Origin of the sequence: Rhizobium sp. SG741 (assembly GCF_012275435.1) — a bacterium.
Classification (GTDB): domain Bacteria; phylum Pseudomonadota; class Alphaproteobacteria; order Rhizobiales; family Rhizobiaceae; genus Rhizobium; species Rhizobium lusitanum.
This window is the reverse complement of the sequence record NZ_JAAZQP010000011.1, coordinates 244,417-267,330: the sequence shown is the minus strand read 5'-3', so window position 1 is coordinate 267,330 and position 22,914 is coordinate 244,417. Positions and strand designations below refer to the sequence as shown.

At 59.0% G+C, this 22,914-nt stretch carries 23 protein-coding genes and 3 pseudogenes; 10 read left to right on the top strand and 16 right to left on the bottom strand.

Translation table 11 applies throughout. The annotated features are described in order from the left end of the window. Positions 1-71 precede the first annotated feature (71 nt). Positions 72-1,529, top strand: a complete 1,458-nt coding sequence (locus FHT29_RS25855) for a PAS domain S-box protein (RefSeq protein WP_037191386.1) — start codon at positions 72-74, stop codon at positions 1,527-1,529. A 748-nt stretch (positions 1,530-2,277) separates the two neighbouring features. Here FHT29_RS25855 and FHT29_RS25850 read toward each other — a convergent pair. Together FHT29_RS25850 and FHT29_RS25845 are read right to left on the bottom strand one after the other, a co-directional pair. Next, positions 2,278-2,463, bottom strand: coding sequence for a DUF3008 family protein (locus FHT29_RS25850; RefSeq protein WP_168595936.1), 186 nt, complete (start codon positions 2,461-2,463; stop codon positions 2,278-2,280). Positions 2,464-2,596: 133 nt separating this feature from the next. After that, entirely contained in the window at positions 2,597-3,895 is a 1,299-nt protein-coding gene (locus FHT29_RS25845) for a divalent metal cation transporter (protein ID WP_168595937.1), read from the bottom strand. Here FHT29_RS25845 and FHT29_RS35100 point away from each other — a divergent pair. Next, on the top strand, positions 3,885-4,397 hold the full coding sequence (locus FHT29_RS35100) for a hypothetical protein (RefSeq protein ID WP_348644888.1): 513 nt from the start codon (positions 3,885-3,887) through the stop codon (positions 4,395-4,397). The genes FHT29_RS25845 and FHT29_RS35100 overlap by 11 nt on opposite strands. Positions 4,398-4,583: 186 nt before the next feature. On the opposite strand, the gene FHT29_RS25835 is transcribed toward FHT29_RS35100, so the two are convergent. From FHT29_RS25835 to FHT29_RS25820, 4 genes are all read right to left on the bottom strand, one after another. Beyond that, positions 4,584-5,756: a DNA topoisomerase IB gene (locus tag FHT29_RS25835; protein WP_168600352.1), complete on the bottom strand. Its 1,173-nt coding sequence runs from the start codon at positions 5,754-5,756 to the stop codon at positions 4,584-4,586. Between the two features lie 52 nt (positions 5,757-5,808). Continuing rightward, positions 5,809-7,902 carry a catalase gene (locus FHT29_RS25830; protein ID WP_037191372.1) on the bottom strand — a complete coding sequence of 698 codons (2,094 nt, stop codon included), beginning with the start codon at positions 7,900-7,902 and terminating at the stop codon, positions 5,809-5,811. Between the two features lie 451 nt (positions 7,903-8,353). Beyond that, on the bottom strand, positions 8,354-8,518 hold the full coding sequence (locus tag FHT29_RS25825; RefSeq protein WP_037192009.1) for a DUF1328 domain-containing protein: 165 nt from the start codon (positions 8,516-8,518) through the stop codon (positions 8,354-8,356). Positions 8,519-8,692: 174 nt separating this feature from the next. Continuing rightward, on the bottom strand, positions 8,693-9,217 hold the full coding sequence (locus FHT29_RS25820; protein ID WP_168600351.1) for a hypothetical protein: 525 nt from the start codon (positions 9,215-9,217) through the stop codon (positions 8,693-8,695). Positions 9,218-9,780: 563 nt separating this feature from the next. Between FHT29_RS25820 and FHT29_RS25815 the strand changes: the two genes are divergently transcribed. Beyond that, positions 9,781-10,587, top strand: coding sequence for a Ku protein (locus FHT29_RS25815; protein ID WP_168600350.1), 807 nt, complete (start codon positions 9,781-9,783; stop codon positions 10,585-10,587). A 21-nt stretch (positions 10,588-10,608) separates the two neighbouring features. On the opposite strand, the gene FHT29_RS35095 is transcribed toward FHT29_RS25815, so the two are convergent. The 4 genes and pseudogenes from FHT29_RS35095 to FHT29_RS25800 form a co-directional block, all read right to left on the bottom strand. Continuing rightward, positions 10,609-10,848: a hypothetical protein gene (locus FHT29_RS35095; protein WP_348644889.1), complete on the bottom strand. Its 240-nt coding sequence runs from the start codon at positions 10,846-10,848 to the stop codon at positions 10,609-10,611. 39 nt (positions 10,849-10,887) lie between these two features. Further along, positions 10,888-11,202 (bottom strand): annotated as a pseudogene (locus tag FHT29_RS34680) (DNA polymerase ligase N-terminal domain-containing protein); the annotation flags it as partial. 2 nt (positions 11,203-11,204) lie between these two features. After that, positions 11,205-12,089: a Ku protein gene (locus tag FHT29_RS25805; protein WP_168600348.1), complete on the bottom strand. Its 885-nt coding sequence runs from the start codon at positions 12,087-12,089 to the stop codon at positions 11,205-11,207. Positions 12,090-12,175: 86 nt separating this feature from the next. Continuing rightward, positions 12,176-12,403, bottom strand: a complete 228-nt coding sequence (locus tag FHT29_RS25800; RefSeq protein WP_112441876.1) for a hypothetical protein — start codon at positions 12,401-12,403, stop codon at positions 12,176-12,178. A 130-nt stretch (positions 12,404-12,533) separates the two neighbouring features. On the opposite strand from FHT29_RS25800, the gene FHT29_RS25795 reads away from it, so the two are divergent. The 5 genes and pseudogenes from FHT29_RS25795 to FHT29_RS34675 form a co-directional block, all read left to right on the top strand. Beyond that, positions 12,534-13,256: an MgtC/SapB family protein gene (locus FHT29_RS25795; RefSeq protein ID WP_168600347.1), complete on the top strand. Its 723-nt coding sequence runs from the start codon at positions 12,534-12,536 to the stop codon at positions 13,254-13,256. Between the two features lie 70 nt (positions 13,257-13,326). Further along, a complete protein-coding gene (locus tag FHT29_RS25790) occupies positions 13,327-13,674 on the top strand; it encodes a hypothetical protein (RefSeq protein ID WP_168600346.1) in 348 nt (115 codons plus the stop codon). 34 nt (positions 13,675-13,708) lie between these two features. Beyond that, positions 13,709-13,966, top strand: coding sequence for a BON domain-containing protein (locus FHT29_RS25785; RefSeq protein WP_246703114.1), 258 nt, complete (start codon positions 13,709-13,711; stop codon positions 13,964-13,966). Positions 13,967-13,981: 15 nt separating this feature from the next. Next, positions 13,982-14,125: a hypothetical protein gene (locus FHT29_RS25780; protein WP_168600344.1), complete on the top strand. Its 144-nt coding sequence runs from the start codon at positions 13,982-13,984 to the stop codon at positions 14,123-14,125. A gap of 25 nt (positions 14,126-14,150) precedes the next feature. Beyond that, a pseudogene (locus FHT29_RS34675) lies at positions 14,151-14,300 on the top strand (IS5/IS1182 family transposase); the annotation flags it as partial. A 313-nt stretch (positions 14,301-14,613) separates the two neighbouring features. Here the strand turns inward: FHT29_RS34675 and FHT29_RS25775 are convergent. Genes FHT29_RS25775 through FHT29_RS25755 form a run of 5 tightly spaced genes read right to left on the bottom strand, consistent with a single transcriptional unit; the run spans position 14,614 to position 20,582 of the window. Further along, positions 14,614-16,128, bottom strand: a complete 1,515-nt coding sequence (locus tag FHT29_RS25775; RefSeq protein ID WP_168600343.1) for an ABC transporter substrate-binding protein — start codon at positions 16,126-16,128, stop codon at positions 14,614-14,616. A gap of 19 nt (positions 16,129-16,147) precedes the next feature. Next, a complete protein-coding gene (locus FHT29_RS25770) occupies positions 16,148-17,857 on the bottom strand; it encodes an ABC transporter ATP-binding protein (protein WP_168600342.1) in 1,710 nt (569 codons plus the stop codon). Continuing rightward, a complete protein-coding gene (locus FHT29_RS25765) occupies positions 17,854-18,705 on the bottom strand; it encodes an ABC transporter permease (RefSeq protein WP_047555552.1) in 852 nt (283 codons plus the stop codon). The genes FHT29_RS25770 and FHT29_RS25765 overlap by 4 nt, the downstream gene beginning before the upstream one ends. Next, positions 18,702-19,640: an ABC transporter permease gene (locus FHT29_RS25760; RefSeq protein WP_168600341.1), complete on the bottom strand. Its 939-nt coding sequence runs from the start codon at positions 19,638-19,640 to the stop codon at positions 18,702-18,704. Before FHT29_RS25760 ends, FHT29_RS25765 begins: the two co-directional genes overlap by 4 nt. Positions 19,641-19,691: 51 nt before the next feature. Then, on the bottom strand, positions 19,692-20,582 hold the full coding sequence (locus FHT29_RS25755; RefSeq protein WP_168600340.1) for a proline iminopeptidase-family hydrolase: 891 nt from the start codon (positions 20,580-20,582) through the stop codon (positions 19,692-19,694). Positions 20,583-20,710: 128 nt separating this feature from the next. Here FHT29_RS25755 and FHT29_RS25750 point away from each other — a divergent pair, with 128 nt between their 5' ends. Both FHT29_RS25750 and FHT29_RS25745 read left to right on the top strand, forming a co-directional pair. Then, positions 20,711-21,493 (top strand): LuxR family transcriptional regulator, encoded by a 783-nt coding sequence (locus FHT29_RS25750; protein ID WP_092574352.1) that lies wholly within the window; start codon positions 20,711-20,713, stop codon positions 21,491-21,493. 54 nt (positions 21,494-21,547) lie between these two features. Continuing rightward, positions 21,548-22,462 carry a proline iminopeptidase-family hydrolase gene (locus tag FHT29_RS25745; RefSeq protein ID WP_037192007.1) on the top strand — a complete coding sequence of 305 codons (915 nt, stop codon included), beginning with the start codon at positions 21,548-21,550 and terminating at the stop codon, positions 22,460-22,462. Between the two features lie 80 nt (positions 22,463-22,542). Here FHT29_RS25745 and FHT29_RS25740 read toward each other — a convergent pair. Continuing rightward, positions 22,543-22,809, bottom strand: a pseudogene (locus FHT29_RS25740) (IS481 family transposase); the annotation flags it as partial. Between the last annotated feature and the right edge of the window lie 105 nt (positions 22,810-22,914).

Here is a 22,914-nt window from a genome sequence, read left to right as displayed (position 1 = left end):
ATTACTGCGGCCATACTATCTGCGCATGAGGTCGCGGTTTTTAAGCATTGCCGGGAAACGGAGTGTACGCGATGAGCCATCTGTCGATTGCTGAGAATGATGTGATCACCGAGTCCTCCGAAATTTTTGCTAAAGGTGGATCGCAACCAAATTCGCTTTATCATCCGCTGGCGCTTCAGGATGTTCTCGAGGCATTGCCGGAAGCCGTCTATACGACGGATGCTGTCGGTCGGATCACGTTCTACAACAAAGCAGCAGCTGTGATGTGGGGTGTCAGCCCCGAGCTTGGAGCGAGCGAATTTTTCGGCTCATGGAAGCTCTATCGGCCCGATGGGACACCTCTCCCGCACGACGAATGTCCCATGGCGATCGCGTTGAAAGAGCGCCGCGCCGTCAGAGGGCTGGAAGCGGTTGCCGAGCGGCCGGATGGTACACGTGTGGCTTTCCTTGCACTTCCAACTCCGATCTTCGACGCCGCCGGAAATCTTAGCGGCGCAGTCAATATGCTCGTCGATCTGACCGAACTGACCGTCGCGGAAGAGGCGGCCCAAAGGTTTGCCGCAATCGTTGAATCGTCCGACGACGCGATCCTCGCCAAGGATTTGAACGGCACAATCGTCAACTGGAACCGTGGCGCCGAGCGTCTGTTCGGTTACACGGCGGAGGAAGCAATCGGCCAGCCTGTTCTCATGCTTATTCCTCTGGATCGACAGAACGAGGAGCCAGAGATCCTGGCGCGCATCCGCCGTGGCGAACGCATCGACCACTATGAAACGATCCGGCGCCGGAAGGACGGCAGGCTCGTCGAAATATCATTGTCGGTCTCGCCGATCAAAAATCGCGAAGGCCGCGTAGTCGGTGCGTCCAAGATCGCTCGCGATATAACCGAGCGCCGGCGCGCGGAAGAGCAGCAACATCTGTTGATCAGGGAGATGGACCACCGCGTCAAAAATCTGTTCAGTCTTGCAAGCAGCGTTGTGTCCTTAAGCGCGCGAGCCGCAACGACACCGGGCGAGCTCGCATCCGCTGTTTCGGCCCGATTGAACGCATTGGCGCTTGCGCATGCCTTGACGGTTCCCCGCACGTCTGACGCAGCCAGTCGCAACGAGCAGACAACCATGCTGCACGCCTTGATCCAGACGATTGTGGCGCCCTACGATGTCAGCACCGACAACCGGCGATCGCGGGCCATCATTACTGGCCCCGATGTCACGATTAGCGGCAGCGCGGTCACGAGCTTTGCATTGCTGCTGCATGAATTTGCAACCAACGCCGCGAAATATGGAGCTCTTTCCACCTCGGACGGACGCGTCGATATAACATGCGTCGAGGATGGGGAGCACTTTATGCTGACGTGGACCGAGATCGGCGGGCCGCGGGTGGAGCGGCAATCCGATGGTGATGGATTTGGCAGTATCCTCGCCAAGGCGACGGTCCGCAGCCAGCTCGGCGGCGAGATTTCTCGGGAATGGAGACCCGAGGGTTTGTCGATCCGCCTCACGGTTAGGGCAGACCGTCTCGTTGCGTAATCGCAGTCCCTGTTTCGGTCGCGGATCCAATCGACCGTTCCGCAATATCGCCGCGCCATGCCGACCGAATACTTGCCTTCTTGATCCACTCCTTAAATAACGCAATCGAAAATGATACGCGTGAGGCGGTGTTGCTGCCCGAGGCGGGCTCCCACCAGATGAGCGCTCGCAGGTGAGCCAATGGTGGATTTCAGCTTTGGCGCAACACAAGGTCAAGGTTTTGACCCCGACCTGGCATTGTTCTGCGAAGTGCCAGAACTATGTCATGATTTCTTCGCGTGATCGTCAGTCGTGCGGGTGGATTGGGACGAATACTCTTTGCCGTCTCGATAAAAGAGAGCGAAAGCGTCTCGCCCCGCCGAGAGCCGGCAAGAACGGCAATGGTGCCCATACTCTCGTGAAACGAGCCAAAATAGCGCCTCGTCCCTGCGTCATATCGGATACTGATGCGCATCGATATGCCAAATATGATCGCTGTCGTGCAGCGCCCGTCAAAGACGGCCTGCCGCCCCACGCTATTGCCTTTGAATTCGCACGTCAGCGCGTGGTCTGAGCCATTGGCACGCTCCAACCTGCCAGTTCCGGTAAACTGTCCGTCAAAAGCGCGAAGAAAGTCCGCATCCTGGCTGAGGGCACCGGGTGCTGACTGTGCCCATGTTGTCGTTGTGATTGCGACCAGAAGTAAGACCGTCGTAAATGCCTTGAGCATTGTGAAACGATGAGGCACCGGTCATTCCTCCACGCATCGTCATTTGGATACGTGTTCCGGTTTACCCTTTATCTTGGTCGATGCGAACTCCTCCAGTTGCCGCTCGCTCATGGATCTCTCCATTTCTTTCGAGACTCCCTTCAATTCGCTTTTCGGAGTCTCGCCCCGCTTTGCGGACAGCGCTACGCCGGCAGCCCTTTGTTGAGCTTTGGATTTCGCGGGCATTTCGATCTCCTTTGAAGATTGCCGCTTTCATGGACGGTAGTTCTATAACTTCGGAAGACATTGAACGTTCCAAAATGCCAACCGAAAATCCCTTCGAGACGCATGCTGCAACCGCAACAACAGAGCCTCGCATCTACCAGGTTGCGAACAGGCCGATAGCGGCGGCAACCATGATAAACGTTGCCAGCCATCCGACGATCTTCAATCCGATATGCAACCGAAATTCGCCCATTGCCGGACGATGGCTCGAGAGATGCATCATCAACGCCATGACGGGAACTGCGACGACGCCGTTGATCACCGCACTCCAGAAGAGCGCCTTGATTGGATCTATCGGACTGAAATTCAGGCCAATTCCGAGGAACGTTGCGATAGCGATAGCTCCGTAGAAAGCCTTTGCCCTTCCGGCCGTGCGTGAGAGCCCCACGGGCCATCCAAAGGTCTCTCCAAGCGCATAGGCGGATGAGCCGGCGAGCACGGGCAGGGCGAGCAGCCCGGTTCCGATGATGCCGAGAGCAAAGATGAAAAACGCAAAGGGCCCCGCTATCGGCCGGAGCGCCTCGGCTGCCTGCGAAGATGTCTGGATATCGGTGACGCCGTGCGCGTTCAACGTTGCTGCGGTCGTCAAAATTATAAACAGTGCCACCACGTTCGAGATGAGCATACCGATATAAGTATCCCATTGGATACGCTGAAACTCCGGCTTCGCTTGCTCGGGCGCGCGTTTAAGCGGTTTTGCCTGCGGGCGTTCTTTGACCTCCTCAACTTCTTCTTCAGCCTGCCAGAAGAACAGGTAGGGGCTGATTGTCGTCCCGAGCACGGCAACAACCGCTGTGATGTAGGGCCCATCGAAGGTGATGTGCGGCACGACCAGATTATAGCCGACGGTGCCCCATGGAATATGCACCACGAAGGCGACGCCCACATAAGCAAAGAGCGAGAGGGTCAGCCACTTTAAAACTGAAACATACCGCGAATATTGCGAAAACACTTCCAGCAGCACCGACGCAAGGCCGAACAAGGCAACATAGATCAACGCCGGGCCGCCGATCAGCAGCTTGAGTGCCGCCCCCATCGCGCCGAGGTCAGCCCCAATGTTGATGACATTGGCGACCACCAGCAATGATACGACGCTGTATACGACGCCAACGGGGTAGTGTCTCTTCAGATTGCCGGCGATGCCTTGACCTGTGACGCGCCCGATCCGGGCGCTGATTTCCTGAATGGCGCACATCAAGGGCCAGCTGAAAAGCATGACCCAGCCCATGCTGTATCCGAATTGAGCACCGACTTGCGAGTAGGTCGCAATGCCGCTCGGATCATCGTCGGACGCCCCGGTGATCAGCCCGGGACCAAGGATCTTTAACAGATTCGGACGCTCTGACTGTTTGCTCGCCGCCTGAGGCGATGGCTCGGTAGAATTGGCGTCCATCGAAAATGTCTCACCTCTTGATCGTGCGGCGTCGAACAGCGCTCATACGCTAACGATCAAGGCGACCATTGGTTTCAGCCCATGCCAGCTATTTATTGTTTGGGTTGAGGAGTGTCATGCTGACTTGGTGACTATGGCAGTCATCCGCGTGACAGACCTCGTGCCCAGCAAAAGATCGTTCAAATCCAAACTCGCGCTAACGCGGTTTCTGAAAGATATGCTAGGTGATTTGAGCATCGGTTGTGGGTCGTTACCCAGAGTGCCAGGGAAAAGAAACGCGATGATCCGCAAATATCTCACCAGCCATGAGCATCCGTTGCAGTCGGCCGATTTGGATATCTGTCAGCGGGCTTTCGATGCTCTTCTGATCGAGTTGGACATCGCCAAAGACACAGAAGAAGCCGAGCGCGTGGCTGCCGTTATCATCGAGTTGTATCAACAAGGGGTTCATGATGAACACCAGCTACTCGTTCTCGCTGGTGGAGCCCGCGGTAAGATCTGAACGGGTGTGGGTATAGACAAGTGAATGCGGTGGATTTGCGTCGGTAGTGAGCGGGAAAACTGCCGCGTCAGCCGGCGGGTTCAGCTCGCGATTGGTCGCCTGGCGAATGCGCGCGAGGAGTTCGATCGTATCCCCCGGCTGCGGTTTCTTTGACGGATCGAAATGCTTTGTAAAGCTGGATCGTGTTCATGCTGACTGCTCCAGCCACCGAAGCACTGCGAGTTCATCTTCGTCCAACCATCTCAGCATGTTGCTGGATCTCGTCTTCACCTTCACTTGCGTAATTTCGGCTAGGGCGCCGTTCTCGAAGTCTTCAAATACACGCGGGTGGATGTAGGATGCTCGGCACACAGCGCGCGTGTTCACCAGTTTCGCCGCAACGGCATCGATGACTTCGTTCACTTGTCTTGCTCGCGCTGCGGCGGTGTCGGCAGGTTGGATAGCCGCCAGCGTGGAGGCCGCCATACGGGTGGCGCCCCAGGTGCGGAATTGCCGCGAGCTGAAGTCGCCGGCCGCCGTGTCACGAATATAAGCATTAACGTCCTGCGAGCGTATCGAATGACGAACGCCATCGTCGTCCACATATTGGAACAGCTGCTGGCCGGGCAACTCCTGCAGCATTCGTATGGCGCGGATGATGCGGCGATCACTGTAGCTCAGTCGCCATTCCTTGCCGGATTTTCCCTTGAATCGAAACTGGATGCGTGATCCCACCACTTTGACGTGGCGGCTGCGCAAGGTCGTCAAGCCGTAGGAGTGGTTTTCCATCGCATAGGCCTCGTTGCCGATGCGGATGAAAAGCTTGTCCATCAGCCATACGACGGTAGCGAGCGCCTTTGCTAGTCCGGGCTTCCTTCGGCGAAGGTCGATATCGATCCGCTTGCGGATTTTAGGCAATGCTCGGGCGAACTCCGCCAGTTGCGCGAATTTCTCCCGGCCGCGCTCTGCGATCCAATCCGGATGATAGCGATATTGTTTCCGTCCCCTGACATCGCGGCCGACGGCCTGTAGGTGCGATCGCGGATCCGGTGAAATGATCACGTCGATGTATGCGGGAGGAATGGCCAGGGCGGAAAAGCGGTCGAGCTCGACCTTGTCGACGATGCGGTTTCCGCTCTGATCGTAATAGAGAAAGTCTTTTCGGCCCTTCTTGCGGGTAACGCCGCTGTCCAGTGTGGCGAGATAGAAACATCCGGAACCATGGTCACCTTTCGGCGCTGCCGGGTCAACAGCTGCGCGTCCGCGTCCCTCTACGACCTCGGCCGCGGCTGGTCTGGCGGCGCTGTCGCTGCCGCCGCCATTTAGTCCCGATCCCAAACGCGCATTGCCCTCAGTCGCGGCCCTCTTGCTCGGGCGCATTTGAGATCTTGGGTCCGCGCGGGTGTTCGATGTTCTCTGCATCGCGCGCAGCTTACGCAAGCATACGGATGTGGGGCTCGCGATCCCAATAACGCTTGCCGGCTGCACCGACAAAAGCGGAGAGACCGACCACACCTGCGTCAGGTTGAATGCCGGCTTTGTCGAGCAGAGGCTTGGCCGGCTCATCATAACCGATGGCCTTCAGATGGCCGAAGGCATCCATCACCCATTGCACGGCAGCCCCTTCCTTGACGAGCATTGCCGCGCCCTCCTTCGACAGGATGACCGCCACGGCGTCGAAGAGCTGTGACGGCGAACCGAGGAGTTGCCCGTCGGCCTGGATCGTATTGCCATCTGAAAGTTTCGTTCCCCCCACCTTCGGCGCGACGATGAAGGGTGTGGCGCCGGCGGCGGTCAGAGAGCCGATAAGATCAGAGATTGCCTTGGCGTCGCTGCCCGCGGCGATCATGATGCCGATCTGCCGACCTTCGATCGTGTCCAGCATGTTGCGATGTATGGACAGGGACGGCGAAGGATCGAGATCGATCGGTTTACGGGCGGGCGGATTCTTGTTGGGCAGGACGATACCGAGACCGGCGGCGACGCGGTTTGCCAGATCGGCGTCGACATTCATGAGGTTGCCCACCATGCGTGGCGGCACCTGCTCGAGCTGCACCTTCGATAGCTCGAATACGAAGGCGGAGGCGATGTGAGCCTGTTCCGACGGCGTTTGCGATTTCCAGAACAGGCGTGCCTGACTGTAGTGATCGGCAAAGAGTTCGCCGCGTGCCCGCAATTTGTCACCTTGCTCTTCTTCCCCGGCCTGGTGGGCGAAGGTTCGAAAGCCGGTGACCGGACATTCACGCGGCCCGCCAGGCTCGCCGCTTGCGGCAAGGCTGTTGGGTTCGTAATTGGCGCGGCCCTTGGGTACGTTCATCTGCATCTGGCCGTCGCGCTGGAAGTTCATCACCGGACATTTCGGCGCGTTGATCGGCAATTGATGGAAATTCGCAGTGCCGAGCCGTGATTTCTGTGTGTCGAGATAGCTGAACAGGCGCCCCTGCAGCAGCGGATCGTTGGTGAAATCGACCCCCGGCACGATATTGGCCGGACAGAAGGCAACCTGCTCGGTCTCGGCAAAGAAATTGTCCGGATTGCGGTCAAGCACCATCCGTCCGACGATCTTGAGTGGCAGGATCTCCTCCGGAATGAGCTTGGTGGAATCGAGGACATCATAGGGAAGGCTTTCGGCGAATTTGTCGTCGAAGAGCTGCAGGCCGAGCTCCCATTCCGGAAAATGGCCGGCGGCGATCGTCTCGAAAAGATCGCGGCGATGATAGTCGTTATCGGCTGCCTGTAGTTTCAACGCTTCGTCCCACACCAGCGACTGCATGCCGAGTTTCGGCCGCCAATGGAATTTCACGAAGGTTGATTTACCGGCCTCGTTGACGAGGCGGAAAGTGTGGATGCCGAAGCCCTGCATCATACGGAGCGAGCGAGGAATGGCGCGATCCGACATCGCCCACATCAGCATATGGGTCGCTTCCGGCATCAGGGATGCCCAATCCCAGAAGGTATCGTGGGCACTGCCGGCTTGCGGATAGGCCCTGTCCGCCTCCATTTTGACGGCATGGACGAGATCCGGAAACTTGATCGCATCCTGGATGAAAAAGACGGGGATGTTGTTGCCGACGAGATCCCAGTTGCCTTGCTTGGTGTAGAATTTCACCGCGAAGCCGCGCACGTCGCGCGGCGTATCGACGGAGCCTGCGCCGCCGGCAACGGTGGAGAAGCGGACGAAGACCGGGGTCTTTTCGCCCTTGCGCTGGAACAGATCGGCCTTGGTGATGTCGGGAAGCGGCTCATAGAGTTCGAAAAACCCATGCGCGCCCGAACCGCGGGCATGCACGATCCGCTCGGGGATGCGTTCGTGATCGAAATGAAAGATCTTTTCGCGCAGCACGAAATCTTCAAGAAGGGTCGGCCCGCGCACGCCCGATTTCAAGCTGTTCTGGTTGTCGGAGACAGGGATGCCCTGGTCTGTCGTCAAATGATCGACGCCCCCATGCGGCCCCTTGGCCGGCACCTGCTGATGCGTCTCGCCGCCTTCGCCGCGCGAGGTCTCGAAATTCGTGTCCGTTGCCATTGGGGGTCCTCCTTCGGATGTCATTCTGCGGACCTAACGCCCGCTATTCCCGGTTGTTCCGAGCGACCTGCGTTCGTCGCTCATGGGCCGTTCAGGGGGCAATGAGCCCAATGCCAAGATCGTGTTGGTGGCGACGGTAAAGGTGGGCAGGTGCTTCGACGATCGTCACCTCCAATGTCGGATGCGCGATGCCGTCAGGGAAATGGCCGCCGAGCACAGGGGCAAACAAGCGTAAAACCAGGAATGGTTTTCCGATCATGGATTTCGCGCGACGCGCTATACCCCGACCCTTAGCGGCCTCATTTCCTTGTGGGCGATGTGGTGATTGCCTCTTGAAGACGCTCATCGAAGCCGGGCAATGCCGATGAGAAATTCAGTTCCTCGGCATTTTCCGAAATCGCAAAGCCCGCCCGGCTTTTCAGCCGGGCTGCGTCACAGGCGTTGTCCGTTCCTACGGCCGCCGCACGACCCGCATAACCAGCGAGATGACCAGCAGAACCAAGAAGATGAAGAACAGAACTTGTGCGATCGAAGCAGAAGCGCCCGCGATTCCTCCGAATCCGAGAACCCCCGCAATCAGCGCCACAACAAAAAACACCAGAGCATAATAAAGCATGGTGATCTCCTTTTCGGTGTATGAGGAGACAACGGAATTCATCAAAATTGGTTCCAAAACATCCATAATCTTATTGCATTTGATCTTTCGCGCTTGGCTGCGGGCATTGATCTGCTCAAGCGAGGCAACAATGGAGGTCGGCAATGAAGGCGTCCCATGGCATCTGCTTGTACATCAGCCGAACCCAACAGCGCGTTGAAATAATCTATCGTCCTCATCGGGTTCGGGTGGTTCGGCTGCCTGAAGATAGAATTTTGCAGGAACTGTCAGAACAAACCAAAGACTTGCCCCCAGTAAGAAAAACATCCCCGTCGGGTCGGCTGTTCCTGCGAAAAACGGGAGGCTTGCGGACACGAACAGGACGGTCATTCTCACGGACCATTCTGCCTCCCGTTTTGTGAAGGCGCGCGTCCTGTGGAGTGCATATTCTCGTCGGCTGTAGATATTGGCTACTCTGAACGAGGAAACCAATTTCCAAACCGAAGGGAGCGCGAGCATGGCGAGAGCTGAAGCGCAGAGGACAAACCCAGAGTCGTGAAGAAAATGTGCGGCGGCGATCAAGAGAAGAGAGAGCACAGCGAGATGCCATGTCGGCTCCAGCCGCTCGGGATGTTGTCCGAAACGAATATGCCAGGCTCGCAAGCCGCTAGCTGCGCCGTCTAGCAACGGTCGATCGATGTAGCTGTTAATCCATTCCATCCGCGGGTCCTCATAATCAGACCTGAACGGAACATCATTTTATTGGGTCATCATCGTGGCAACGCCACTGCCAAATGTCGATCCGACATCACAACGGTTGGCGCGCGTCGAGTTATGTTCAGGGGAGTGGAAAGGTGTGATTTCGATTTTGACTTAACCGCCAACTCTTCCGCGGGCGCATTCCGAGGATTCGGATGGGAACCATACAGCTGCCCACATTTATCTCATTGGGATTGGTCGAGTGCATGCGGAGACGCTGTTCCGGGTCGCTCTCCAGAGCGATCTCGGGAGATGATCACACCAGCAACTATGATGAATGCGAGAATTGCTGCCGTCACAATGGAGACCATCAATGACCGGTATTTTCTTGGCTCGGAATATGGCATCGCCGTATCCTTCTATTGCCGAGGACAGGAGTGCATTCCTCAACACTCCGGGGTCTTAAATGTTCCGAGTGGCCACTGCGAGCCTCCCGTGCGCGACAAACATCCTCCGCCTCGTTGCAGCCGTCAGGGAACTAAGCATGCCGAAGTCCGTTCCACTTCCGCGACGGAGGAAAATCCATGGCGCCACGCTCGTTCTGGAAGGGCTATTTGAAACTATCACTCGTGACCTGTCCCGTCGCGATGGCACCGGCGACGACCGAAAACGAGAAGGTGCGATTCCATACCCTCAACAGGAAGACCGGGAACCGCATCGTTAGCCGCTATGTCGATTCCGTGACCGGCAAGGCCGTGGACGAGGATGACGAGGTCAAGGGATACGAGCGTGGCGAGAACGAATTTGTCATCCTTGAAGATGAGGAGCTCGACGCGGTGGCGCTGGAAAGCACCCGCACGATCGACATTGAGATGTTCGTGCCGCGCGACAGCATCGAGTGGATCTGGTTCGATACGCCGCATTATCTGACGCCGGATGATCCCGTCGGTGAAGAAGCTTACTGCGTGATCCGTGACGCCATGGTCGCCACTGGCATGGTCGGCATCTCGCGACTGGTCATGTACCGCCGCGAGCGTGCCGTCATGCTCGAACCGCGCGGACGAGGGATCGTTCTGTGGACGTTACGGTTTGGCGATGAAGTGCGAGATGAGCAGGATTACTTCGGTGATATCGAGAGGCAATCGACGGAACCCACGCTGATGACGCTTATGGAGAAGCTGATAGACAAGCAGAAGAAGCCGTGGAGCCCGAGCATGGTGACCGATCCGATCCGGCAAAAGCTGTTCGATATCATCGCTTCCAAGAAAAAGGGCCGGAAGCGTCCCGCCAAGGTAAAGGTGGAAGAAGAGGCTGCGCCCAGCAACGTCATCAATATCATGGACGCGCTCAGGAAGAGTATTTCGCAGGAAACGAGAACCAAAAAGCGATAGCGGCGCGGTCGTTCGAGTGTTTCAGGCCGCACGCTTTCTCTTCCGCGGTGACCGGCACAGCGGTTCGGCCGCCGCCTTGAAGTCCGCCCACGGGTCCGAGCGCAAAGCCGCCAGCCGTGTCGGCACATTCAGCACCGTAAAATCGTTCGGCCCTATGGGAGGCGTTAGTTCTTCCGATGATAGTGGCATGGAAACCGCCGCTCCTGGGCGGGCTCGGGTCGAGTAGGGGGCACCGGCCGTCATGCCCCGTTGATTGCGCAGGGCCGTCCCGACCGGTAGGTCTTTGAATGAGGCGACGATATCCCAAACGAGGACGGTTCCGCCGCCATATTCGCCTTTCGGGATTGTGCCTTCGAAACCTCCGTATTCCAGCGGGTGGTCCTCCGTGTGGACGGCTAGCCGTTTGTTGCCGGCAACCAGGCTGGGGCCTTTGGCGACCGCCCAACTTTTAAGAACGCCATCCATCCCCAGGCGAAAATCATAATGCAGCCGGCGGGCGGCATGTTTTTGAATGACGAAGCTATTGTCCGAACCCTTGCGTTTTCTCGCAGCCATGCCTTTCGGCTCGGCTGTTTTCGAGAAGTCGCGTTTGCTGTTATAGGTTTCGAGCGCCATGGTCAGCCCGCCTTGCGCCGTGGTGGCGAGGATGCACCGGTGCGCGATTTCGTCGTCCGGCGCCGCGCTGAGCCGGTTTTGTCCGCCGCCTGCTTCGGCCCTGCTTTATCGCCATCCATGCCGGCGCTCTGGCGCAGTGCTTCCATAAGGTCGGTGACCTTCGCGACCTTCGGGGCCTTGCGTTTCGCAATGGCCTTACCTTCGACTTTCGCCTTCACCAATTCGATGAGCGCTGCTTCGTAGCGATCATCGAATTCGCCGGGCACGAACGTGCCGTGCTTGGTATTGATGATGTGTTCGGCAAGGTCGAGCATCTCGCCTTTGATCTTCATCTCGGGCACGTCGTCAAAGGCCTCTTCGGCGGCGCGGACCTCATAATCGAAATTCAGTGTCGTCGCGATCAGTCCCTTGCCATGGGCGCGGATCAGCATGGTGCGCATACGACGAAACAGGACCGCCTGCGCAATGGCCACGACCTGTCTCTTGCGCATGCCTTCGCGGATCAGCGCAAAGGCTTCCTCGCTGGCGCGGGTGGCGGGGGCAAGATAGTAGGAGCGGTCGAAATAGACGTCGTCAATATCAGAGCAGGCGAGAAAGGCCTCAACGCGCAGGACCTTGTCGCTCTCCGGCACTGCGGCGGTGATCTCTTCGGGCTCCAGCGTGATATAGTCATCCTTGTTGATCTCATAGCCCTTGATCTGGTCCTCGCGCGGCACGGGCTTGCCGGTTTCGCTATCGATGAATTCGCGCTTTACGCGATTGCCCGTTGTGCGATTGAGTGTGTGGAAGGAAATCCGATCGGACGTGGAGGTGGCAGTGTAGAGTGCCACCGGGCAACTCACCTCGCCGAATTTGAGAAATCCCTTCCATTGCGCGCGCGGGGCCATGCTTCATGCTCCATTTCCACGTTAGGGTTCAACGGCATTGGATCGGCATTGTTCCGTGCTGTCGGATGTCGTCCCGGATTGCGAGATCACCTCTCGAATTCATCCTCTTCGCCAGCGCAGAGTAGTTCCACCAATTCGGCCACCTTGCCACTCGGCAAGGTCCTGCCCTCACTGATCAGAGCCTCGTCGCTGTTGACCCAGGCCCAGGCCTCCGCGAGCTCTTTGGGCGTTGCGCTTATCGCTGCGATATCAGCCATCAGGGTTTCATCGACCGGGCCAAGAACCGAGACGACATCTTTTGCCGTTATGGTCATGTCTTTTCTCCCGAAAATACGGGGAGGCGAGCCATTGGAGTGCCTCCCTCATCCAGTGGGCGGAACGAAATCTCTCCGGCTTTGTTCCAGAATTTAAGATCTGCCGTGAAACGAGTGGGCGGAGGCCGCTATGCCAACGATGATCGAGTTCATGCCCCTAAACCCTTCATGGGTTGATATCATCGTGCGTCTGCTGCTGGTCATTGCCACCGGCGCGCTGATTGGCGTCAACCGCGAGGTCGGCGGACATGCCGCCGGGTTCCGGACGACGATCCTCGTCGGGTTGGCGGCGTGCCTGGCCATGATCCAGGCCAACCTGCTGCTTTCCACGATCGGCAAGACATCACAATCGTTCGTCTCCATGGACGTCCTGCGCTTTCCGCTTGGCGTGCTGACGGGCGTCGGCTTCATTGGCGGCGGCGCCATTCTCAAACGCGGCGATCTCGTCACGGGCGTCACGACCGCGGCTACGCTGTGGATCATGACGGCGATCGGCCTTTGCATCGGGGGCGGACAATTGGTGGTCGGATCAATTGGCGCCATCGCGGCCTTTATCGTGCTGTCGCCGTTCAAATGGTTCGATGAATTGATACCGCATCAGCACAAGGCGCGCATGGAGATCGAACTCGCAGACGTCGCCGAGATCGCAAAGATCCAGGCGATATTCGAGCCGCTCGGCTACACTTTCCTCTTCATCGCTAAAAGGGAAGGTAAGGCCGATGCCACCGTCCATGTAACCTATCAGGTGCGCTGGAAACACTCTGGCGTCGGCGGCGCCGCGCTGGAACTGCTGACCGCCGTTGAGGAGCGCTACAAGGTCCTCTCCTTCGAGATGGTGACGACGGCCGCGTGATTGGCCGATGTCCGTTGCGGAACATTCTTCATCGGCGTTGGTTTGCCTCTCGGAGCGAAAGGAGAATACTATGGTCAAATTCAAGAACGCCGGGACTAAAGACACATCCTCGCCTTCCAGCGATGTTCGCACCCAACAGGCGCTTGATCAGGCTGCCGGCAGCTCCGGAGACATCGAGTCGATCGCACCGGAGCCAATTCCAGGCTACGCGAAACCTGGCAACGACGATGCCCGCTCGGCGGATACGTTGGTTGGCGACAGGCAGCGTAGCCAAGCGCTGGACAAGGCCCGGGGCCGGATTGCGGAGGCCGCGTTAGCCTCGCAGCCGCGTAAACGCTATGCGACGCGAGGTGCAGCGTTATTTGCGATCGGCGGCCTCGCCGGATTCCTGCTGCACAGCGTTATCGCAAGCCGATAAGCCGATGATGAAGGCTGCAAGCGAGGAGGGCGTCATGCAAGACCCGCACGAGGAACACGGCATTTCGCAGCGGCGACCGGATGCCGAGATACGTCAGGAAATCCATAAGAGATTGAACGAGGACCCGTTGCTGGATGCCGGCGGTATCTTCGTTTCCGTCAGCCGAGGCCATGTCCTCATCGAGGGATCGGTCGAAAACACAGAGTCCAAAGGTCGGGCCGAAACTCATTCCCGACAGCTGAACGGTATCACTGGCCTCGATAGCAATCTCTGTATCCGTAAGGCGCAATAGGATGCGGAGGCCAACATGCGTACGTTGTTGCTTGTCATTCTGGGACTGATGGTAGCGTCGATCCTCAGCATTGTCGTCATCAAGCCGTTCGTGACCGGTACTAAACAGGATTCGACCATCGGCCAGAAGACCATCGAGCAGCCAGCGCCGAAGCCATAGGTACGCGCCGACTTACCGGCTTTCCGGGCTGGAGGAGACGCATCGTGCCAGATCCCGCCGTGGCTGGCGAAAGCTGCGTCTGGTGCTGGATGCCGATAGCGGCGAGATCATTGCCCATATCCCGACGGATCCGGACACCGAAGCCCGTCGGTGTGTCTTTGACCTCGATGAGATCGCTGATGGCGACCGGAATGCCGTGCGACGCCCCGAGGTCGTGACCTGAGCGAAGAATCTACCGCGTGACGTTCGGCATCCTGCATGGCGGCAGCGACGAAATAGGAGACGGCATTCAGTTTCGGCGCGAGGCGTTCCATGCGTTCGATTGCCTGTCTCGTCGCCTCGACCGGCGACAGCGTGCCATCGCGCTAAAGTCGCCCGAGTTCCCACACGCCAAGAAAAGCAGTCTCGCTCATGTGGAGTTCCTAACTCTCGCCCAGTTGATAAGACGCCGCCACCCGAGGGTGGCGGAGATCATCGCAGCTATGGGATCAGTTCTTGACCGTGTCTTCCAGGAAGAAGCGGCCGAGCGGATTCTGGTAGAAGTTCTCGATATTCTTGCGAGAAACGTTGATGTAGGGACTGTAGTAAAGGTCGATCCAGTTGACGTCGTCCTTCGCCATCTTCTGCAGGTCGATATACATCTGCTCGCGCTTCTTCGGATCGAGCTCCAGACGAGCCGCAGCCACCAGTTCCTTCACCTTCTCGTTCTTATAGTTGGTCGAGTAGTTGTTGTTGGAATCGTGGCCGAGGACGAAGGTGGTCTTCTGGTCCGGGTCGAGGATGTCGTTCGTCCAGTAGTTGACCGAGATGTCGTAATCGCCGGCAACCGTCATGTCCCATTCCTGGCTCGGATCGACCTTCTGCAGGGTGGCGGTGATACCGACCTTCTGCAATTGCTGCTGCACCAGCACGGCCGTCTGCTCGTCGACTTCGTCGCCTGCACGCAGAAGATAGGTCAGCGTCAGGTTGGAAACGCCGGCTTCGGCCAGCATCTTCTTGGCCTTTTCCGGATCGTAGGGGCGCTGCAGGTTGTCGGCGTAGTGATAAAGCGCGCCCTTCGGAATGTAGGAATTGGCGACCGTGCCCTGGCCGAAGGTGACGGCATCGACGATCGCTTTCTTGTCGATGGCGAGGTCGAGGGCCTGGCGGACTTCCTTCTTGCCGAGCTCACCATGCGCGTGGTTGATCAGTAGATGATCCTCGCGCGTCGAGGCATCGATGTCGACATTGAGGTTCGGATCCTTCTTCAGCTCCGCCACGCGGGAGAAGGGAACGAAGATCGCCGTATCGAGCTGACCGGCCTGGACGTTCAGCATGCGGGTGTTGTCATCCGGCACGGAGATCCATTCGACGCCATCGAGCTTCACCCGGTCGGCCTGCCAGAAGTAAGGGTTCTTCTTGAGGATAATGCGGTCGCCGCGCCGCCATTCCGAGACGGAGAAAGCGCCGGAGCCGATCGGCTTTTCGGCGTAGGCGTCGGGGCCGAGCGTCTCCATGCCCTTCTTGGAAATGACGGAGGCATTCGGCAGCGCCAGCGTCGACAGGAACGGCGCGGAGGGATGCTTGAGCTTGATGGTCAGCGTATGGGCGTCGGTCGCGACGGCCGTGTCGATCACCTTGTAAGAGTCGCTCCAGAGCGAGGCCGCATCGTCACGGATGCGCAGGAGACTGAAGGCCGCATCCTCGGCCGTCAGCGGCGAGCCGTCGGAGAATTTCGCATCGCGGATCTTGAAGACGTAGGTGAGGCCGTCATCGGATGTGGTCCAGCTTTCGGCAAGGCCGGGCTCCAGCTTGGTGCCGGTCTTGTCGACGCGGATCAGCACGTCGTAGACGTTCGAGAACACCCAGTTGTCGATGTTCTGGGCTGTCTTGATCGGATCGAACGTCGTCGAATCCTCGCGGCGGCCGATGGTCAGCACGCCAGCTGCTTCGGCAGAGGTTGCGGTGAGGGTGAGGCCGGCGACGATAGCCGCGAGCCCGATTGATTTCCATCTGCTGGTCATAAGATCGTTCCCTTGGTTGTTATGGCATGCGTTTGAAAGGCAGGATTTCAGCGACGTTGTTTTCGCCGCGAAGATCGGTGTCGGCAAAGAGTTGCTTGTTCGGATCGATGTCCGGAATGGCTGCGATGAGAGAGGCCGTATAGGGGTGTTTCGGTCGCGCGAAGACCTCCTCGGACGGGCCTTCCTCGACGATCTCGCCGCGATACATCACGACGGTGCGTTCGCAGAGATTGCGAACGATGGCGAGGTCGTGGGCGATGAAGAGCAGGGTCAGGTTCATCTTGCGCGTTAGCTCGCGGAAAAGCTCGATGATCTGCGCCTGGATGGTGACGTCGAGGGCGGCAACGCATTCGTCGGCAATGATGAGCTGAGGATCGACCGCCAGCGCGCGGGCAATGCCGGCGCGCTGGCACTGCCCGCCGCTCATGCTGCGCGGCCTGCGCTTGGCGAATTCACGCTCCAGCCCGACGAGATCCAGCAGTTCACCGACACGGGCGGGGATATTGGCGGACGCGACCTTGCCCTGCACTTTTAGCACTTCGGTGAGCATGTCGCCGATCGTCAGTCGTGGATTGAGTGCGTTATAGGGATCCTGAAACACCATAGCCGCCTCGCGCCGGAGCTTGGCGAGGCCCGCCGTTCTCTGCTGGGCGAGGTCGATGCCGCCGAAGGTGATATGGCCGGAGGAGAGTGGCGTCAGGCCGAGGATGGCGCGGGCAAGCGTGCTCTTGCCGCTGCCGGATTCGCCGACAATCCCGACGGTCTCGCCGGGCATGATCCGCAGGCTGACGCCCGAGACGGCGTTGACCGTTCTGGCGCCGCTGCCCTTGAGGAAGCCGCCGCCGACGTGGAAGCGGACGTGCAGGTCGTCGATTTCGAGAAGCGGCTTGAGCGGGGTGTCGGCTTTTATGGCTTCCGCGATGGATGCCGTCTCGTCCGGCATCGACGGATGGCTCTTGATCAGGTCGATCGTGTAGGGGTGGCGCGGTTGCGACAGAAGCGTCCGCTTCGGACCTTGTTCCAACAGCTTGCCGCCGCGCATCACGGCGATGCGGTCGCAGGTCTGGGCGACGATGCCAAGGTCGTGGGTGATGAGGATGATCGAAAGGCCGCGCTTGTCGCGAATGTCCATCAGGAGCTTGAGGATCTGCGCCTGGATGGTGACGTCGAGCGCGGTCGTCGGCTCGTCGGCGATCAGGATTTTTGGATTGCAGGACAGGGCGACGCCGATCATCGCGCGCTGGCGCATACCGCCGGAGAATTCGTGCGGATAGCTTTCATATTGCCTGATGGGATCGGGAAAGCCGACCTGACCGAGGATTTCGATGGCAGCAGTGCGTGCCTCCTGCGCATTGAGGCCCTGATGATAGCGAATACCCTCGGCGATCTGGTTGCCGATCCGCATGACCGGATCGAGATGGCTGGTCGGGTTCTGGAAGATCATGCCGATCTCGGCGCCGCGCACCTTCAGCATGTCGGCATCACTGATTGTCGTCAGGTCGCGGCCCTCGAGCAGAACACTGCCGCCTTCGATCTTCAGAAGTGAGGAGGGAAGGAGGCGAATCAGCGAGCGGCAGAGCAGGCTCTTGCCGGAGCCACTTTCGCCGACGAGGCCGAGGATTTCTCCCTTGGCGAGATCCAGCGACACGGCATCGAGCAGCGTGCGCTCGCCGCTGTCGAGATGCGCCTTGACGGTGAGATCACGGACGGAAAGGACAGAGGCGCTCATTCGTGCACCCCCAGCAATTCGCCGAGCGCATCGCCCAGCATGCTGAAACCAAAGGCGAGACAGACGATGGAGAGGCCGGGAAACAGCGTGATCCACCAGGCCGTGGTGATGAAGCTCTGGCCTTCGGCGACCATGACGCCCCATTCGGCCAGCGGCGGCTGTACGCCGAGACCGAGATAGCTGACGGCGGCACCGCTCAGCAGCACGAGCACAGCATCCGACATCGAAAAGACGATCGAGCCGGCGATGGCATTCGGCAACAGGTGGCGGAACATGATGCGGAAGCGACTGAAGCCGAGGCTGACAGCGGCAACAGCATAGTCGCTGTTCTTCAACACCAGCATCTGCGCGCGGATGAGGCGGGCATAGGAGACCCAGCCGACCAGCGCCATGGCGATATAGAAGCTGCTCAACCCCGGCCCGAGAATGGCGATGATCGACAGCATCAGCACGAGGAAAGGGAAGGCGAGGATGATGTCGACGACCCGCATGAAGACTGCATCGATCACGCCGCCGAAGAAGCCGGCTATGGTGCCGATGGTCGTGCCGATGAGGAAGGGAAAGACCACGCCGATCACGGCGATCTGCAGGTCGATGCGCGTGCCCCATAGGACGCGCGAGAGTATATCGCGGCCGAAATTGTCGGTGCCGAAGGGGTGAAGCAAAGACGGCGCCTGCAGGCGGACATCGGCATTCTGCAGGATCGGGTCGTAGGGTGCGATCAGTGGAGCGCCGAGCGCCACCAGCAGAAAGAACAGGAGAATGCCGCCACCAATGACGAGGGTTAGCCGCTTGCCGAGCAGATGGCGCCAGGCGACGGAAGCAGGAATAGTTGCCTGAAGGCTCATATGGTCACCCTCGGATCGGCGGCGACGGTGACGATGTCGGCGAGGAAGTTGACGAGCACGGTGGCGCAGGCAAAGACCATGGCGACACCCTGGACCACCATGTAATCGCGCGAGAAGATGGCGCGCACCAGAAGCTGGCCGATGCCGGGGAGCGCAAAGACGCTTTCGACGACGACGGTGCCGCCGATCAGCCAGCCGATATTGACCGCCAGCAGATTGATGGTCGGCACCAGAGAATTCGGCACCACATGCCGCCAGAAAACGATGCTCTCCGGCATGCCGCGCGCGCGCGCCGCCGTCGCCACGTCTGATTTCAGGGATTCGATCATCGCCGCGCGCAGGCTGCGGGTCAGCACCGTCGATAGCGACAATGCGATGGTGAGGCTCGGCAGGATAAGATGCAAAAGCTTGTCGCCGAGCGTCTCGCCGTAGCCGGAGACCGGAAGAACGCCGAGATCGACGCTGAAGAGGATGATCAGCATCAGGCCGAGCCAGAAGGGCGGAAAGCCGATGCCGAAGGTGGAGACGATGCGGACGACATGGTCCGCCGCACGGCCATTGTTGCGGGCGGCAATCGCCGCCATCGGCACGGCGATGAGGATCGACAGGATGACGCTGGCAACGACGAGTGCCACCGTGGGCTCGATACGTGTGGAAATCAGCTTCAGCACGTCGATCTTGTAGAGGATGGACTTGCCCATCTCGCCATTGGCGAGGTTTTTCAGGAAATAGAAGTATTGCAGCCAGATCGGCTGATCGAGGCCGTATTGGGCGCGGATATTGGCCAGCGCCGTCGGCGTCGCGCGCGTGCCGAGGATGTTGCGGGCGGGATCGCCGGGAATGAGACGCACCAGGACGAAGGTGATAAGGCTGATACCGAAAATGACGGGCAGGAATTGCAGCGGGCGGCTGAGAACGAACCTATAGCGATGCATGGTGACGCTCGCTCCCTTGCCTTCTTCCGTCGTTGAACGCTTCCTGTTGCATCATGCCTGCCTGTGCCTCGCCAGAAAATCGAGAAGCGCTGGATAATAGTCGCCGGGGTTTTCATAGAAGGGCATGTGGCTTGCGCTCGTAAACACCTTCAACTCCGCGTTCGGAATGGCGAGCTTCATGCGCAGCGCGCAGGCGGGCGTCAGTTCATCGTGCTCGCCGACGGTGATCAGCGTCGGCACGGTTATGCGCGGCAGATCCGGGATGCGGTTCCAGTCCTTGAGGTTGCCGATATAGAGGAATTCGTTAGGCCCCTGCATTGTCGTGTAAGGTCCCATATTCCAGTCATCGAGCGAACGGCGCACGGGTGCCGGCCATTCCTGCAGGCGGCAAACATGGCGGTAATTGAGGATCGTCACGGCGGCCATGTATTCCGGATGATCGTAGGTGCCTTGCGCCTCGTGCTTCTGCATCATCGCCACCGTTTCCGGGCCAAGCGCCGCACGCAGCCGCTCCAGTTCCCAGATCAGGTGCGGCATGTCGGCGACGGTGTCCTCGAGGATCAGCGTCCGGAGGTTCTCCGGATAGGTGAGCGCATAGTCGATTGCGAGCCAGCCGCCCCAGGAGTGACCGAGCATATGAACCTTGCCGAGGCCGAGCGCCTTGCGAACGGTTTCGGTTTCCTCGACATAGCGGCCGATGGTCCAGAGCGCCGGGTCCGCCGGGCGGTCGGAGGCGCCGGTTCCGAGCTGGTCGAAGGCGACGACGCGGTAACCCTTATCGACGAGGCAGGAATGCGCCTCGCGCAGATAGTCGCAGGGAAGACCGGGGCCACCGTTCAGGCAGAAGATGGTCTCCGCGCCGGAGCCGAAGCTATAGGCAATCACCTTGTGCCCGTCGACTTCGACCTCCATGCGTTCATCCGGGTACATTTCGCGCCACATCAGCTTACTCCGGCAAAGATTCTTCTTGCTCAACATTTGGGCATGATTAAATTTTTACCGTAAACCGCGATCCACACCAGCTATAAGAAGTGATAGGGTCGGAGTTTGGATGTAAGCCGGAGTTCTCCATGCTTGACGAAATCGGAACGATCAGACGCAAGTTTACCGCGCATGATACGCTGGACGGACGGATCGACCAGGCTTTCGAGGCGATGCAACAGCTCGGTTTCGAAGCTCTGGTCTACGACTATACGCCGGTGCCCTTCGATCTTGACGGCGAGATCATGGTTCCGTCGTTTCTGAAGCTGCGCAATATTTCCGATGACATGCTCGAATACTGGCTCGACCGAGGCTATTTCCGCATCGATCCGGTGCAGCAGGTGGCGCTGCGCACCTCGGCGCCATTCTTCTGGAACTACAATGTCGAGGCCGATACGGCGATTAACCGCTATCTCGGAGAAAATACCGAACCGGTCGCCCGCTACCTCAATGAGCGCGACATGTCCACCGGCGTCACCGTGCCGGTGCACATGCCGCGCGGCGACTATGCGACGGTAACCGGCATCCGATTCGGCGCGAACAAGGATTTCGAGCGCAACGCGCTGCGCTACATCGCCGATTTCGGCCTGCTCGCACATGTCTTCCACGAGACGGCCTATGCGCTGTTCGATTCCAGTGCGCGCAGCGTCGGCAAGATGCGGCTGACGGAGCGGGAGCGGGAGTGCCTGCGTCATTCGGCGGAAGGGCTTTCGGCCAAGGAGATTTCCCGCGTCATCAACCGCTCGGTGCCGACCGTCGTCATGCACCTCAATGCCGCTGCCAAGAAACTTGGCGCCAAGAACCGCACGCAGGCGGTGGTGCGGGCCACGCATTACCGGCTACTGGAAAACGAGCCATCCTATAACTTCTGATAGCTGCCGCCGGCCTTGAGGCCGCGTTATGCTTTTTCCGTCCTTGTCAAAAAGATGGAGAAACCGGTGGCCGCCGTCGCATCGAAAGAAGCCTTCCTGCCCTTTCGCGAATACCAGACCTGGTATCGCATCACCGGATCGCTCGATAGCGGCAAGCTGCCTCTCGTCGTCGCCCATGGCGGCCCCGGCTGCACGCATGATTATGTCGATTCCTTTAAGGGTATCACCGAGATCGACGGTCGCGCCGTCATCCATTACGACCAGCTCGGCAATGGCAACTCGACGCGCCTGCCGGAAAAAGGGCCCGATTTCTGGACGCCGGCGTTGTTCCTTGAAGAGCTGGATGCGCTGCTGAAGCATCTCGGTATCCAGGATCGCTATGCTTTCCTCGGCCAGTCCTGGGGCGGCATGCTGGGTGCCGAACATGCTGTGCGCCAGCCGAAGGGACTGAAGGCGCTCGTCATCGCCAACTCGCCGGCGAACATGCACACCTGGGTTTCTGAAGCCAACCGACTGCGCCGCGAGCTGCCGCAGGATGTGCAGGACACACTTCTGAGACATGAAGAGGCCGGCACGATAACTCATCCGGAATATATCGCCGCTTCCCGCGTCTTCTACGACCGGCATGTCTGCCGCGTCGTCCCCTGGCCGCCGGAAGTGGCGCGCACCTTCGCGATCATGGACGAGGACAATACGGTCTATCGCAACATGAACGGCCCGACCGAATTCCACGTCATCGGCACGATGAAGGACTGGACGATCGAGGATCGTCTGCCCTTGATCGAGGCGCCGACGCTGCTGATCTCCGGAAAATACGACGAGGCGACGCCCGATGTGGTCAAACCCTATGTCGATCGCGTCGCCGGTTGCAGATGGGTGCTCTTTGAACATTCCAGCCATATGCCGCATGTCGAGGAGAAGGAGCTTTGCCTCGCCACCGTCGCCACCTTTCTGTCGCAGCATGATTGAAAATGGGTATCGTCTCGCCTCATGATTGGCGGGTGCCCCGATGACGATGAGCTTGGGGGCCGTTCCGGATCGACTGGCCAGCTGTAGAGACATTCGTCGAGCGGCAGAAGGGTATGCCGGCGGAAAGCAATGATAATCGCCTCCTCGTCACCGGACAGGACCGTGGACTTCGGTTCGCTTGGACCGGTCGGCAGATCGGCGACTTCGGTTCGCTTCTTCCATTTGGCTACGGTCTTCTGGTTTATGCCATAGCGCTTGGCAAGCGATCTCAGGCTCTCTTGACTATCTTGTATCGCTCGACCGATTGCCTCTGTCGTCGTGGCGCTGCCGTGAAGAATCTGGGCCATAGCGCTTCCCTCCATTCAATGGATAAGATTGCACCATCAAAGTCCGGGATCAAACAGCTAGGCTGGAAGATCTCAGGCGGAAATCACCTGTTTCCCGTCACGCGG